The following is a 15,390-nucleotide window of genomic DNA, read 5'->3' on the forward strand; positions in this document are numbered from 1 at the left end:
CATCTCTTCGGTCTCCTATTGCGAGCTCTAAACGCTCAGGTGACCGGCGCAAAACCGTTACAAGTCCAGACCAAGCTGCCACATATCGCCGGGCTGAGTGACAACCTGCTCTGCAAGTTCGGGGATTTGATCCTCGGACTGCTCCTCCTCGAGCGACGAGGATGCAGCCCAATCATCCAGCACCTGATCTATCTCGACCGTTTCAAATCCCGTCAGTGAAAGATCGAAATCCAGGTCGATCAGCGATTGCATTTCGAGCGCCAGCACCTCGCTATCCCATCCTGCATTTTGCGCCAGCTTGTTATCTGCAAGGACGTAGGCTCGCCGTTCAGCAGCGTTCAGATGTGACAGTTTGATAGTTGGAACTTCAGCCATGCCCACGAGCTCGGCTGCAGCCACCCTGCCATGGCCAGCGATAATGGTATCGTCGTCTCCAACGAGCACCGGGTTGTTGAACCCGAACTGTTTTATACTCCGCGCGATCTGCTGGATCTGCTTCTTGGAATGGGTCCGCGCATTTCCGGGAAATGCCTTCAGCTCCGAAATCGGACGGTTGGCAATCTTGTGCGCATGATTGCGCATGACGTCTTCTCCTCGACAATTAAGCCCAAGCAACTGCTTTGAACATTAATAGAACAAAGAGATCGTGATTTCAATAATTATACATACAATTCAAATATTTGCTGTCAGCGAAATTTTCGAGGAACGGGAAGTCGAAAGTATTTTGCTACCAGCGAAAACCATTGAACTAATGACTTGAACTTAAACGCTTTCGAAGCATTGGTTATGGTCGTGAAGTTTATTCCCGGGCGGACGCCGTTATTAATTTAGTGCGGTTTACCGCCCGGTTCAAAATCCGCCACAGCTACCGAAGATGGCCGAATGTATTCCGACCGCTCTCGCACAGCAGTCGAATCAATCAATTCGGCAAATTCCCGTATTTTTTCGAAAATTCCCGCTATTTTTCCCGCTAACCGGGAATTTGAACGTGAGACCGGTTCGCTTCGGACTACGCCCCGCACCAGACAGTCCCTGACTGAACCCTCGAAAAGTGAAGCAGCAACTTTTCCAGCCGCTATTTGCCGGTGAAATTCGCCTGACGTTTTTCGAGGAAGCTTGCCATCCCCTCCCTGAAGTCCGCGCTTTGGAAAAGCGGGAGCAGTTGGAGGTAAACATGCTGCACATGGGTGTCGAACGTCTCGTCAAGCCCCATGCGCATCAACCGTTTGGCGCCTTGCACAGCCAAGGGCGCGTTGCTGGCAATCTCCAGCGCCAGTTCACGGGCGCGGGCGCCGACCTGGTCGGCAGGAACGACTTCGTTGACCAGTCTTTCCTTCAGGCAGTCGTCCGCCGATAGCGTGCGTCCGGTAAAGATGATCTCTGCGGCCTTGGCCCAGCCGATCATGCGCGGCAGGAACCATGTTCCCCCGGATTCAGGCAACACCCCGCGTTTCACAAATGCAGCAGCAAGCTTTGCATCGGCTGCCATAACGCGAATGTCGCAACCAAGGGCGAGATCCATCCCATAGCCGGCGGCAGAACCGTTGAGCGCAGCGATGACCGGCTTGTCCAATGCGTGCAGCACCGTTGGCGGTGTATTGCGCAGGTCGATCGTCGCACTGAACGAAGCGGAGGATGACCCGATGCCTTCCCCTTTCTGCGCCGAATTGAGATCAAGCCCTGCACAGAATGCACGCCCCGTACCGGTCAGGACGATAGCGCGGACCTCGCGATCCTCGCCGGCCTTGACCAGCAGGCTGGTCAATTCGTCGAGCATTGGACCTGAAATGGTGTTCATCCGCTCAGGGCGGTTCAAGGTCAGCGTCGCAACGCCTTCCGATACGTCATAGGTGACGTCCTGGCTCATTCATCCTCTCCCGTTTTGCGCAGCGTGGCGTTGGAACCGCGACGATGCAACAGCATTTGTTCGCGGGCCGTGCGAGCATGTCCAGCGGATTCTGACGATCAGGCCGCGATCGGCGTTGCAGCTTTGATCAGGCCAAGCAGTTCAGTTGTGTCCATCGGTTTGCGGATGAACAGCCAGCCGGGCTTGATATCTGAAGGATCGGGGACATATCCGCTCATCAATATCACCGACAGCTGCGGTTGCTGGGCACAGGCGAGACGTGCCAGTTCGGTGCCGCGCTGCCCGGGCATCACGATATCGGTAAGCAGCACGTCATAGCGTTCGCGTTCATTTGCCTGCAACGCGGCTTCACCGGTTTCGCAAGGCGTCACTTCATAGCCTTCCGCCTCGAGCATCTCCATCAATGCCTCAAGCGCATAGGGCTCATCCTCGACCAGCAGGATCCGGATCTTTTCATGGCCCATGCCGGTGTCGAAATTCGCTGCTGACATTTCGGCGCGGGAAACATTCTGCCCGACGGTCGGAAAATACATATAGACCCGCGCGCCCTTGCCGGGTGCGGATTCTAGGCTGGCGTCGCCGCCCATTTCGCGCGCGAATTCGAGCGCCGAGGCAAGCCCGAAACCAGTGCCGTTCGACTTTGTCGAGAACAGCGGTTCAAATGCCCGCGACAATACCGCCTCGGTCATCCCTTTTCCGGTATCGGCGACTTCGACCACCAGATACTCGCGCAAGGGCGTCGATGGATCATTCTTCCCGCCATCAAGGGCCGCTATCCGCCGTTCGGTTGTGATGGTGATTTCGCCGCCATTGGGCATCGCGTCGCGCGAGTTGATCAGCAGGTTGGTCAGGCAGTTCAGCAATCGCACATGGCTGATCACCGACTGGGCTTCGCCGCCGCCCAGATTGACCGTCAGGGTGACATTCGATCCGACAACGGTGCGCAGGAACGCAGTATTGTCTTCGATCAGCTTGTCGATCGCCATCGGCATCAGCGTATCGGTGCGTTGATGCGACAGCTTCATCAGTGAACTGGTAATGCTCGATCCGCGTGCGGCAGTTTCACGGATGATGGAAACAAGCCGCTCCATACGCTCATCATGCCCGATCTCACGCGACAGGCGGTCGCAATTCAGCTTTATGATCGAGAGGAAATTGTTGAAATCGTGCGCCATATAGCCCGCGATGCGGCTGATGCGATCGAGCAATTCGACACTGCGCTGGCGCTCGTAGGCGAGTTCGATCGCGGTATCCTGCGATTCCTCGATCAAGGCGCGCTGCAAGTTGATCAGCATCAGTCCCTGGACGCGCGGATCACCAGGTGGAAACTCGCTGATCTGGAAACGGTTTTCCTTGAATGCCTTTTCGGTCGGCACATGGTGCAACGCCAGGAAATAGCCGCCATCCTGCGGGACGATCGCCCCCGCCAATTTGTAGTTGGTGCATTTGGATGTCAGGTGGACGATCTTGAGCCTGTCGTCATGCGCGTGGAAATAGGCCCAGTCATTCCCTCCGGGCAGGTCGAAATGATGGAATAGTGGTGATCCGACTTCGATGTCTGGAAAATGTTTGCGCAGGGATGAGCTGATGGACGAGAATTTGAGATGCTCGTCCAGAAAAAGATTGGCCGGGAACAGGTGATCGAGCAGCTCTCTATCGATTGTGACGGCCACCGCTCAATCCTTATGGTCGTGCAGGATTTCGAACATCGTTGCCTGGTTCGTTACCCCGATAATGTTCACCGTTCCCTGCCGTTGGAAACGATCCAGCAACCCTTGGAACAGGCCGATTACGAATTTTTCGAGTCCGGCGCGATCCGAGCGATACTCGACTTCCATCCGCCCCGGACTGTTCTTGATCAGCGAGAAGGAAGGAACCTGTGCCTTGGGCATGGCTGTCGCCACGGCGAGGTGCATGCGGTCAAGATTGGCAATGAAGCTGGGAAAGTCCTGCCCGGTAAAGTCCATGAATGAACCAAAGGATCCACGCTCGGCGAATTTGATCCAGTAGCGCCCGAATTCGACGAGACAGTCTTCCATGTCGAGATTGAGACGCGCGGCAGCTTCCGCGATGATTTCGATGGTGAGCGAGTCTTCGTACACCATGCCAGTAACCAGTTCGGTTGGCCCGATACCCAGCTTTCGCTCAGTAGCTTGCCAAGCTTCGCCCCCCAGTTGGTCGATAACCATCTGGCGAACACCTTTATGAATCATGCCATACATGATTCCCTCCCCCCACACACTTTTTCATTTTTGACAGTTATTCGGTAAGTTCAGTTTTTTGGTCCTGCAACAGTTGATTGAGGCGCGTCACCTGCTCCTCGATTCGATCCAGTTTGGCGTTAAGATATTCGGCGTCACCCTCATCCAGTGCCTTGGCAATGCGAACACGTATATTGCCGCAGCTTAGTCTAATGATGTTAAGTGGTTGCATAAGCTGGTGCAGCTTGCTTCCGCCATTTTCCAAATTATCCATGGTTACCCGGTGTCAAAGTCATCCACCGCCATTTGACGGATTGATACAGAATAATATATGTAAACGAATGTAGCAAACGTTCAGACGAGTTACATTCACTATCGCTGCGATTGCCAGGGGGCACTCACAACAGGGGACTTATGCGGGGCAACGACTATACAAATGCCGTGTTGCTGGTGGAAGACGACCTTGCATGTCTCGACGAATGCGGCGAGACGCTGGCTAATCTTGGCTATGAAGTCAAAACGGCGTCCGATGCGCTTGGCGCACTGAAAATCATCGCGGAAGACCCCAGCATCGGCATTGTCCTGACCGATCTCAACATGCCGGGGATGGATGGCCTGACCTTCTTGGAAGAATTGTCACTGCGTTTCATGCCGCAGCGCCCGATTGTGGCGCTGGTGCTGACGGCCGTGCCGACGCTGGAGGCCGCAACGCTTGCGATGCGGTCGCACGCCGTTGACTTCCTGTCAAAGCCGGTTTCGGCTGAAACGCTGGCTGCCGCTTTGCGGCGCGCATCCGCCAATCTGGCGGCGTTGGCGACAAAGTTTCAGATTGTCGAACTGGCCAAGAATCCGGCGAATGATGAAGAAGCAGTCGATGAAGAGCAACCTGCGGTGCCATCATCATCCGAGCTGCAGGCCTTTGTCGGGCGGCTGTTGAAGCACCAGCAGAACCGCGCCAAATTTTTCGATCCGGATGTATTTTCCGGGCCTTCCTGGGATATTCTGCTCGACCTTGCCGAGGCCAATTTTCGCGGAACGCCGGTCGCTGCTTCGAGCGTCTGCGCTTCAACGCAAGTGCCCCTCAGCACTGCATTGCGCCATGTGAACAGCCTGGTTGAGGCGGGCCTTGTCAAGCGTTGGACCGACCCAAGCGACAAGCGGCGCAAGATGCTGGAGCTCGCTCCTGAAGCCAGCGAGCTGATGAAGAAGTATCTCGAAACCAGCTGGAAAATCCACGCCTGCTGATATTTCTGCCATTATTGCAGCCAAAACGAAAATATATGCCGCCGCATCGGTGGCGATAACTATGCCTTGGGCGGCGGTTACTCGCTAATTGGCCCCATCTCGGGGAAAAAATGACAGCACCTCGGGTCGCAACCAAACTTACCGGGTTTGGAAAATTGGAACCAAAAGTCCCGGTTGCTGCCGTCAGGCGGCGCCGGGCTTTTCGTGCCACTCGGGAGAAAAACTTTTGCCTGGAACGTACGATACACATTCAGGTGGAACCGCGCCCGCATCACCATGTTACCAGTATCGCTACGCCCCGTTGAAACTTCATGTAACGGGGTATCCTGCATTCACGGACCTAATCTCTGATTGCAAACAGTCGGTTGGTTCACGCAATCGATTTTCCATAAATTACTGTTGTATGGGGGATGTTACACCTGTAAACACACATATAACTGACGTTACGGCCATTTCTGCAGAGAGAGGGAAAGGGGCACGTTGTCATGGGGGCGAATATTCACGCGCGATTGAATGCGTGTCGTTATGGTCTTGGAACCTGACACGCACATGGACGGGACACTGATCGTGGTCCCTGAGGCAAGCGAACGCAGTTTTGACACCGCGTTGCGCGAGGAAATGGAATATTTGCTCGCAAGCGAGACATTCCGGAAATCGCCAAAGCTGTCCCAACTGCTCGCCTACCTGGTCGGTGCAACGTTGCGCGGCGAAGGCGAGGCGCTGAAAAGTTATACGGTTGCAGTTGAGGGGCTGGGGCGCGATCCTGACTTTGACGCGCAGGCCGATAGCTACCCCCGGGTACAGGTCATGCGCCTGCGAAACTTTCTTGGTTCATTCTATGCCCGCTACGAACCGCGCAATGAAATGTGCATCTACATCCTGCCCGGAAGCTATCGGGTAAGGCTGGCAAAATTTTCCATCGCTTATCCTGATATCGTGGTACGCGACGCGCGGCGCCGGCTGGCACCTTCGTTCCAGAATGCGGATGGCTCAGCCGCTGTCGCCCCGCGTTCAGTGTCACCGACCTATCCTGAGGACAATGTTATTCCTGTTGCGGGGGAGGCTTCAATCGCCGCACCATCAACGTCTGCGGAAACCAGCGGATCAGGGCGCGGCCTTTGGTTGTTGCTCCTTGCCGTCCTTGTGGGCATCGCCGCAACCGCGGTTTTGCTCTATGTAACGATGTGGAAACCGGAACTGGCCGGAAGAGCGCGTGACGAGGCGCCGACCTTGCTGGTTGCCGAGGTTGAAGCCCCCAGCGACTCCCAATCGATCGACCTCGCCATGGAAATCCGGCATGCGATGATCGATGGCTTTTCGAGGTCGTGGGCGTTCAACACGCTAGAAGTTCATGGCGATCACCATGAAGAAGCGGTCATGGGTAGTTATACCGTTTCTGCAGCGCTGAGCCAGAACCGGAATAACAGCCGCACGCTCCAGATTTTGGTCACCGATGAAGCCGAAGAGCTGACTATCTGGTCGCGCAATTTCCCGATCGACGAAACAAAGGACGTGCGCGATCAACTGGCCTTGGCACTTTCGAAAATGGCTGGGCCCTTGGGCGTCATTGGCCGGCGTGAATTTGAAAAGGCCGAAGGTCGCAAGCTCGATGATTATAGCTGCCTGTTAGGAGCCTTCCGCACGCTGTCTGGAAAAACCTTCCCCCAATCCGATGAAGTGCGGCAATGCATCAGCGAGCCGTTGAAGCAACGCCGGCTTGAAGCAGTACGCCTTTCCGTACAGGCCTTGGCGACTATAACCTCGAGCTCCCCGACCGAACGTGGGCAGGCATTGATCAAAGGGGAAAATCTTGCACAGCAGGCCATCGAGACCGATCCTTCGGAAGCAATGGGATATTATGCGATGGCGTTGCTCAAATATGTCCAGCAGCAATGCGAAGTGGGCAACTCTTATGCAGCCCGCACTCTCCAGTTAAATGGTTATGGCCAGGGAATTCTTATGGGTCTGGCCAGCTATATTGAGGACTGCGGCTATACCGATGCAGAGCGCTTTATAGAGAGAGCTTTTGCCACGATGGAGCCTGGCGATAGCACCTTGCGGCTTTCGGTGGTGATTCTTGCCCTACGCCATGATCGCAAGGACATTTTGGTTTCGATCGGCGCGGCGCCAAGCGGAGCGGCTGGAGAAACAGATCCGGCGGTACAGCTAAGTGAAGCGCTGATCGCAGCTTACTTCAACGACATACCTGCCAGTAAACGCCATTGGGCCGCTTATGTTGCGTTGCGCAAAATGCGTGGAGCGACCCCGGATGAGTTGCTGCAAGGCACAATTAATTCGATCAACACTCGGAAACTGGTGATAGAATTGCTGCAGGATCGCGGCGTTATCGCTTGAGCACCGTGAAATGGGCAATTTGCTCACGATACTTTGGTTAATTGCTGTTAACCAATTGCTGCTGATTCCACAAAATATGGGGCGGCATTCCTTAACGCCACAACATCTTGTGATGCGGACTGGTAAAACGGTGTAACACTCCTTTGGCTGGTGTTCATGGCCTAAAACCGACTTATCGAAGCGAGCCGCTTCAAATGGGTGCCGCAACTGGTCCTTGCGTCATGCCATGCGGATAACATCTCGTTTCCACACTCTGCGTCGGCGCGCATGTCTGCCCTGCAGCGCCGACGCAGAGCTTTAACCTTTCCGAATCCAGTTGCAGCCTTTTGGTCGGCGGATCCCATTTTAACTGCGTAACATCGCTTAACGGTATTAACCCGAATCCCTGTGCTCAGTAGCACATATGGGTAGTTGATTATCGGCAGCTACTATATCTAGCTGCAATCGATTGAATGCGGCATGAAACTGGTCGCTCGCTGGAATGTTGCCATTAGATGCTGGAGGAAATGCGATATCCAGTTACCCGACAGTACTGTTCCTGTTGGTTTATCTGCCCGGGGATTGCATTTCCAATCTGCACCAGTCGCCAGACTACTACCCCGGCGGCTGGTGCAGAGTTCGACAACCTTCTTCCGAATGTTTGTCGCAGCACCGGCCTGCAGCACCTTCTGGCAGCCTTGGAGAAAACCGAACAAGGTGCGCAGCGGCCCGCCGTCAAACGGAAGCGAGTGAATAGCCTAATCGCGGAACATGCACCTTGATGGTGCCCAGTGATGCATCTTCGCGTTCGATTGTAAGCGATGTGTGGGTAGAACCCGCCAATATCCCGATAATCGGATCGCGCCCATAATCGGCAGCGGCGACGGCAACTTTCTTGCCGCCCAAGGCGCTGTCCGAGGGCAGGATGCTGGTCGCCGCCGGGGTGCTCGCTTTGGCGACGGTCAGCGCATCGGCGGCGCTGGTTTCCGATCGCTTGCCATGGCCAATCGCCTTCACCCGATCATACCAGGCGTCAAGCTGGGGCAGGTCGTCGAACCGGTCGACCAACCCGGGGCTAAAAGTACGAATGAACCAGAAATTATAATAAGCGGCCGCATCGGCGAGGCCGGGCTTGTCGCCTTCGAGGAAGGGTTGCCCATTGGCGAGTTGCTCGGCCAGCAGAGCGGCCTGCGCCTTGATCTGCGTTATCGTGAAGGGGACGAGCGCTTTCATCGCCTGCACGTTGAACGGCTGTCCGCTCAAAGCCTCCCGGTCCTTGATGAATGCCGGATCGACATTCTCGCCCAGCGTTCCGAATATTGCCATTACCGCCGATTGGAACAGCGTCCGGTCCGCCCACAATTCGGTGACATTCGCCATGCCGCGATTGCCCGTGGGGAAAAGCGAAATTTCGGGGAAGCGACGATCAATCTCGCGAACGATCAACGCGCTGTCGCAGTAAATATCTGCCCCGATCTGCAGTACAGGGATTCGGCGATACCCCCCAGTCAGCGGCGTCAAATCCGGTTTGGGCATGATTACCGGCTGGTCGCAGGCCTGCCATTCCAATCCCTTGATGCCTAGGCACACACGCACCTTCTCCGAAAAGGGGGAGCTGTCATATTGGTGCAGGATGATGCCGGACATGGATGAGCCTATCGCTGTTGAGGACGTAGTTGAGAGGTGAAAGGCTTTGCCGGGTTAGTCAACGTCAGAGGAACATCAGCACAAAGAACAGGGCGCACAGGAAGCTGACGATCGTCGCGCTCAACACCGGCAAGGTTGCCCGCCACCCCATGTCGAGCAACAGGTCCATCCGGCTGCGCATCGCGGTGGCTGTCACCGCCAGCAGGAGCAGGCCCTTCGAGGCTGACAGTGCATAGTCGGCAACCAAGGGCGGCATTTGGACGAGCGAGTTCAAGGCAACGGTTGCAAGGAAGGCGGTGATGAACCAGGGTAGTGCCAGACGCCGCCATTTGGCTTGCCCGGGTTCGGCACCAGCAGAACCGATCGCGAGGGTCACCAGTGCGACAACGGGCGCCAGCAGCGCGACGCGGGCAAGCTTGACGATGGTCGCATAGCTTCCCGCCTCATCGGAATAGGCATAGCCGCCGCCAATCGCTTGCGCGACATCGTGGATCGATGCCCCGATTAGGAAGCCCGCTTGCTGGTCGCTCAATGCGAAATAGCCTGCAAGGATCGGATAAACCGACATGGCCAACGCACTGGCAATCGAAATGCCGACCAGCGTCAAGGCGAACTGCGCCTGCGACAGCCGGTCCTTGCCGATCACGCCATAGAGCGCGAGGGCCGCGCTGGCCCCGCAAATCGCTGTCGCCCCGCCCGCCAGCAGACCGGCATAGCTTGATTGCCCTGCCACTCGAGCCGCAGCGATTCCTGCGAACAGCGTCAGCCCCATGACAATTGCAAGCGCCAGAAAAGGCACAGCCCCCAAGGCCCCGATCTGCATGAAGGTCACTTGCAGGCCGAGGATGACGATGCCCCAGCGCAGGCAAGTGCGCGAAGCAAAGTCGAGGCCTTTGTGGGTGCGTGTGTCACGCGCGATAAAGCTCAGCGATAGGCCGACCAGCAGACCCAGCAGGATGATCGGGAAATGATAATGTTCCGACAGCCATGCCGCCGCTGCGGAGGCGACGCCGCAGATAGCGAGGCCGGGAAAAAGGCTGTCCTTTTCACGCTCTGCATTCGCCTGCGCGTGATGTTCGGCAAGGTGCATCTCGCCGAAAAGATCACCACCATAAGGTATGGCTTCCCAAGCGGGCCGCGCTTTGGGTGACGTATCAAGGTCGATCGAGGAAGGTTCGGTCATCGCGATCCGCAATCAGTGTCGTTTAATCTCGGGCAACAGCAAATGCAGCCAAGCGAGAGCGAGCGGGTAAGACATTGCAGCGAAAATGAACAGCGGCATGAAGCCCAGACCGGCTGTCAAAATGGCCCCTGTAACCGGCTGGATAAGCGCGCCGCCGATATTCCCCATGAAAGCACCAAAGGCGGTCACCCGCCCCACCTTGGTGCGCGGCACGACATCGGTGATCGTCGAGAAGATCGACAGGGAGAAACCTTGATGCCCAGCCATCACCACGCCCATCATGACTGCGACCGGCCAAAAGCTGTTGAGCTGCAATACGAAGGGCAGGGGCGTGACGATCAGTGCAGAGACCAGCATCACTGTTTTGCGCACACGGTTCACGCTCCAACCGCTTTCGAGCAGCCGGGTTGAAATCCAGCCGGCAAACAACGCACCCGCGCCCGAGCCGAGAAAGGCGATTGCCAATGGTACGGCAAGTTCTTGCGTGGAGAGGTTGAAGGTTTTGCGATAGAAATCGGCCAGCCAGAATCCCATCAGCCACCAGGTCGAGTCAGAGATGGCCTTGGCGATCACGATTGCCCAGGTGCGGCGTTCCTTCAGAATTGGTCCATAGGGCGCGCCATCGTCGGAAAAATCGCGCTGCCCGTCTTCTGCGCCATCATCAAAGCTGATGCCGCGGGCGAACCACAGCCACAGCGCGAGCGTCACAAAACCCGCCACCCCGCCAAAAACCAGCGCACCACGCCAGCCCATTTCGGCTGCAAGGATCGGAATGAAAAAGGGCATGCTGATCGTGCCCAGTCCGGCAATCGCCGTCCCCACCCCAAAGGCAAAACTGCGCTTATCAGGCGGGAAAAGCGTAGCGACTGTCTTGATTGTCAGCGGCGTCTGCACCGCTTCGGTCGCGCCGAGCCCGATACGTGCGCCAACCACCTGCCACGCAGCGACCGCCCAGCCATGTGCCATCGCCGCAAGGCTCCATGTCGATACACCCGCGATCATCGAGCGCCAGACCCCAAGCCTGTCGACCAGCCAACCCGTGAACAGGAAGGAGAATGCCGCAGCCATTTGGGTGACAAAGGCGAGGTTGCCGAAATCCTCATCGGTCCAGCCAAAATCGGCGGACATATCAGGTTTTAAAATCGCGATGACGGGCCGGTCCATCGCGTTGAAAATGCCGGCGACGCAAAGCAGTCCGAAAAGCGTCCAGCGCAATTGCGGTGTAATGACTTTCATGCCCACGCCTCCCCGAATGTGCCTGCCTGTTTACAGCTATTTTTCAGGCCTGAAAGCAATATGGGCCGGGAATTGCTGCCCGGCCCATTTGATTGGTTGCGACCCTATCGGCCTCAGTTCGCGCCGAAATTGATGCGCGCAGTTATGCCGAAGTAACGATCCGCTTCGCGCGGAATGATGTAACGGAACGAGCCGCCAGGGCCACCCGATACGATCGATGAGGCAAAGCTCGTGTCGAACAGGTTCTTGACCTGGAAAGCGACCCGCCAGCCATCGTTCGGATCCACCAGTGCGGCGGACAGGTCCACTATGGCATATCCGTCAACAGTCGAACCGCGGCGAACTGCTGCACTCGGCGACAATTCATAGATTTGGTCAGATTGCATCGACAGCTGTCCATTGACTTCGATATTGGCAAATCCGCCGGTTTCGATGTTCCAATCAAAGCCGGTAGCGAACTTCCATTCGGGCGCATTGGCCAGCGGAGTTCCCTTGGGGATCAGCTGCGATGCATCGGCACCCGGGGGCAGCTTGAATTCCTCAACCCGCGCCTTGTTATAAGCAAGACCGGCGTTGACAGAAAAATTGCTCGCAGGATTTGCAACCAGTTCGAGTTCAAAGCCCTGTGTCGAAACGGTTCCGGCGTTGATCAGTCGGGTGGTGCGAACGCCGTTGACGAAGTCCGGGCTGTTTGCCTGATAGTTCTTATACTTGGCGTAATAGGCAGCCAGATTGACGATTAAAGCGCCATCAAGGAAGCTATTCTTCAAGCCCGCTTCGAACGCATTGACGGTTTCAGGTTCGATGACGTTGGTGTGCACCGTCGCCATGTTGTAGAACACATTGTAGGCCGGGCCCTTATAGCCACGTGTGTAGCTCAAATAGGCCATATTGTTGTCTGACAGGTCAACCTGCACTGCGGCCTTGCCCGATACATTGTCGTTCTTGGTATTGGCCGTGAATGGAATCCCGTTTGGCGCGCCAGCCAGGAAACCTGTGCCCGGAGGCGGAACAAGGGCGCCGTTGTTGTAGACGCCTGAGTCAAAGCTGCCGCCAACGCCCGGGCCAGCAAGTGTGGTGCGGCGAATGTGGTAGATGTTGAGCTTGTCCTGCGTCCAGCGCAGTCCGCCGATGAAACGGATGTCGTCGGACAGATTCAATGTCGCTTGCCCGAAAACGGCGAAATTCTTGAACACCGATCCGAAGTCAGCGATGCCGTAAGGCGTTGTAATGGTCGAAACGCCGGGGGCAGTCGAACAAGGCGTCAGGCCCGGTGCTACTGCCGGAAGGGTCGATGCCGAGCAGGTGATTACCGAACGCGCAAAGGTACGATCCGAGTCAGCCTTGGAGTAATAGGCACCAAGCACATATTCGAGGAAATTGCCGGTTGGCGACGCGATGCGCAATTCCTGCGAGAAGGTGTTTGAGGTTTGCGGGCCATCGTCATGCAACTGGTTCAAGCCGACATAAGGCCTGTCGAGCCAGTCGCCATCGCGAATTTCCTGGTTGTCCCAGCCGCGATAGCTGGTGATCGAGGTAAGCACATGCTCCCCGAGCTCGATATCAGCTTGCAACGAGATGCCCCAGCTTTCCTCGTTCGTTGCCGTCACTAGATTCTGTGCGATACGGCGAGTGCGATCGCCGTCGATGCCGGTAGCGGCCAGAGCAGTAGCTGCGGCATTGGTCGGCGTCGTGCCGATGATTTCCGCGCAGCAATCATCCTTGGCCTTGCGCCAATCACCCCGCAACAGCAGCGTTACGGTGTCGCCGAGATCGGCCTCGATTGCGCCACGGAAGCCGTAGTGCTTGTAACCGTTCACCTTGCGATCCAGCGTAATATTCCGGATGTTACCATCATATTCGCTGTAATAACCAGTGAAGCGCGAACGGATGTTTTCGCCTAACGGCAGGTTGATCGTTGCCCGACCGCGATATTCTTCTTTGGTGAAGTATGAGGCTTCGACCGAGCCCTCAAGGGAGTCGGATGGCCGCTTGGTCACGATTGAAACAACGCCTGCCGAGGCGTTCTTGCCAAACAATGTACCCTGCGGACCACGCAGCACTTCAATACGCTCGACATCGGCAAGATCGGTGAAACCTTCGCCGGCGCGGCTCAGTACCACGCCATCGAGAACCGCGGCGACCGAAGGTTCGGCTGCGATCGAGAAGTTGATTGTGCCAACGCCGCGCAGGAAGAGCGCTTGGTTCAAAGTCGTTCCCGATTTGCGGAAGTTAAGACTGGGAACCAGATACTGGGCATTTTCGAGCGTTACTGCGCCGCTGTTCGCGATCGCTTCGCCGCCGATTACCGATACCGCAAGTGGCACATCCTGCAGATTTTCCTCGCGCTTCTGTGCGGTGACGATGATTTCGGCACCGACGCCGCCTTCATCTGCAGCGTCCTGTGCAAATGCAGGGGCTGATGTAGCGATCAGCGCGAGTGCACTTCCTGCCAGCAAATATTTCTTCATGACTAGTCCTCCTACTTCGCCCTGTCCCCGGGCGTTAAAATCCCAATTCACTCATCTCTACGACGCGCTTTTCGCGCGCACTGATTTCGGCGGCGGTCCCGATGGCAACAGCCATCAGTCCGTCCTGCGCTGACACTTCTACTGGGCCTTCGCCGCACACAGCAGCAAAGAATTTCTGGTGCTCATAATAGGTTGAGCCATGATGGCTCCCCGCCTTGAGCACGGTTTCGTCCACAGCGACATGGCTGCGCTCGACAGCCTTGGGCTGGCGGAAACCGACGCGCGGCGAATAGACAAGGCTGCCTTCAGGGATCAGGCAGTCGAGCCGGGCCTTGTCACCCACGGCCGTGATTTCTTCCTGGTTCTCGGCGCCATCAGCAAACATCGAAAGGTCAAGCATGGCGCGCACGCCATTGGCAAAATCGACCGTGGTGTAGCTGTTGTCGATGATATCCGGACGGCGGCCGTCATAGCTTTCATCAAGATGGTTCACATCCATGGCGCCTGAGCAATAGACGCGGACGGCTTCGGATTGGGTAATCAACCGCATCAGATCAAAGAAGTGGCAGCATTTCTCGACCATCGTACCGCCAGTGTTTTCCGAAAAGCGGTTCCAGTCGCCAACCTTGGGCAGGAAGGGGAAGCGATGCTCACGGATCGAAAGCATCTGCAGCTTGCCGGTGCGGCCGTCATGCACCTGGCGGATGAACTCGGCCGCGGGCGGCATGTAGCGATATTCCATCGCCGTCCAGAAAATGCCCGCTGATTGCGCTGCGCGCTCGACTATCCAGCGTGCGTCGTCGATTTTCGTCGCGAGGGGTTTCTCGCACAGGATATGGAGGCCTGCGTCGAAAAGCGGGACCAATACTTCGCGGTGGGTGTAGTTGGGGCTGGCGACGATCACGGCATCGCACAGACCGGATGCCGCTAGTTCTGCGGAGGTGGAAAAAGTCTGCACGCCATCTGCATCCGCCCCCAAGGCGTTTTTGGCCCAGCCAAGTGAGCTTTCGGTAGGATCGGCGAGCGCCGTCACCACCGCGCCGGGCGTGATTGCGAGATTATGGATATGCTCGACCCCCATCATGCCGGAACCGACAAGGCCGTAGCGAACCGTATTCGTCAAATGTCCTCTCCCGTCTGACAACGGTGTCTATGACAGCCTTGTCACAAAATATCTCCGGCTTGGCAAGAGGGCAGATTCGATGC

The 15,390-nt window shown here is 56.6% G+C and carries 12 protein-coding genes; 2 read left to right on the forward strand and 10 right to left on the reverse strand.

The window, feature by feature from the left end; translation table 11 throughout:
• Nucleotides 1-57: 57 nt before the first annotated feature.
• From ACFSAG_RS07170 to ACFSAG_RS07190, 5 genes are all read right to left on the reverse strand, one after another.
• Complete coding sequence (locus tag ACFSAG_RS07170; RefSeq protein WP_381512906.1) at nucleotides 58-582, reverse strand: ParB/Srx family N-terminal domain-containing protein; 525 nt, start codon at nucleotides 580-582, stop codon at nucleotides 58-60.
• Between the two features lie 493 nt (nucleotides 583-1,075).
• Nucleotides 1,076-1,867, reverse strand: coding sequence for an enoyl-CoA hydratase/isomerase family protein (locus ACFSAG_RS07175; RefSeq protein ID WP_381512909.1), 792 nt, complete (start codon nucleotides 1,865-1,867; stop codon nucleotides 1,076-1,078).
• Between the two features lie 98 nt (nucleotides 1,868-1,965).
• Nucleotides 1,966-3,540 carry an ATP-binding protein gene (locus ACFSAG_RS07180; protein WP_374612020.1) on the reverse strand — a complete coding sequence of 525 codons (1,575 nt, stop codon included), beginning with the start codon at nucleotides 3,538-3,540 and terminating at the stop codon, nucleotides 1,966-1,968.
• A gap of 3 nt (nucleotides 3,541-3,543) precedes the next feature.
• Nucleotides 3,544-4,089, reverse strand: coding sequence for a heme NO-binding domain-containing protein (locus ACFSAG_RS07185; RefSeq protein ID WP_381512913.1), 546 nt, complete (start codon nucleotides 4,087-4,089; stop codon nucleotides 3,544-3,546).
• 37 nt (nucleotides 4,090-4,126) lie between these two features.
• On the reverse strand, nucleotides 4,127-4,342 hold the full coding sequence (locus tag ACFSAG_RS07190) for a hypothetical protein (protein WP_374612023.1): 216 nt from the start codon (nucleotides 4,340-4,342) through the stop codon (nucleotides 4,127-4,129).
• A 140-nt stretch (nucleotides 4,343-4,482) separates the two neighbouring features.
• On the opposite strand from ACFSAG_RS07190, the gene ACFSAG_RS07195 reads away from it, so the two are divergent.
• Nucleotides 4,483-5,313: a response regulator gene (locus ACFSAG_RS07195; RefSeq protein ID WP_381512916.1), complete on the forward strand. Its 831-nt coding sequence runs from the start codon at nucleotides 4,483-4,485 to the stop codon at nucleotides 5,311-5,313.
• Nucleotides 5,314-5,862: 549 nt separating this feature from the next.
• Nucleotides 5,863-7,668, forward strand: coding sequence for a hypothetical protein (locus ACFSAG_RS07200; RefSeq protein WP_381512919.1), 1,806 nt, complete (start codon nucleotides 5,863-5,865; stop codon nucleotides 7,666-7,668).
• A gap of 714 nt (nucleotides 7,669-8,382) precedes the next feature.
• On the opposite strand, the gene ACFSAG_RS07205 is transcribed toward ACFSAG_RS07200, so the two are convergent.
• The 5 genes from ACFSAG_RS07205 to ACFSAG_RS07225 form a co-directional block, all read right to left on the reverse strand.
• On the reverse strand, nucleotides 8,383-9,294 hold the full coding sequence (locus ACFSAG_RS07205) for a glutathione S-transferase family protein (protein WP_381512920.1): 912 nt from the start codon (nucleotides 9,292-9,294) through the stop codon (nucleotides 8,383-8,385).
• Nucleotides 9,295-9,358: 64 nt separating this feature from the next.
• On the reverse strand, nucleotides 9,359-10,477 hold the full coding sequence (locus tag ACFSAG_RS07210) for a YeiH family protein (RefSeq protein WP_381512923.1): 1,119 nt from the start codon (nucleotides 10,475-10,477) through the stop codon (nucleotides 9,359-9,361).
• Between the two features lie 12 nt (nucleotides 10,478-10,489).
• On the reverse strand, nucleotides 10,490-11,713 hold the full coding sequence (locus ACFSAG_RS07215; protein WP_381512926.1) for an MFS transporter: 1,224 nt from the start codon (nucleotides 11,711-11,713) through the stop codon (nucleotides 10,490-10,492).
• A 113-nt stretch (nucleotides 11,714-11,826) separates the two neighbouring features.
• Entirely contained in the window at nucleotides 11,827-14,184 is a 2,358-nt protein-coding gene (locus tag ACFSAG_RS07220) for a TonB-dependent receptor (RefSeq protein ID WP_381512929.1), read from the reverse strand.
• A gap of 34 nt (nucleotides 14,185-14,218) precedes the next feature.
• Nucleotides 14,219-15,307 (reverse strand): Gfo/Idh/MocA family protein, encoded by a 1,089-nt coding sequence (locus ACFSAG_RS07225; RefSeq protein ID WP_381512932.1) that lies wholly within the window; start codon nucleotides 15,305-15,307, stop codon nucleotides 14,219-14,221.
• Nucleotides 15,308-15,390: the final 83 nt, after the last annotated feature.

The organism is Sphingorhabdus buctiana, assembly GCF_042680825.1.
GTDB lineage: Bacteria > Pseudomonadota > Alphaproteobacteria > Sphingomonadales > Sphingomonadaceae > Sphingorhabdus_B > Sphingorhabdus_B buctiana.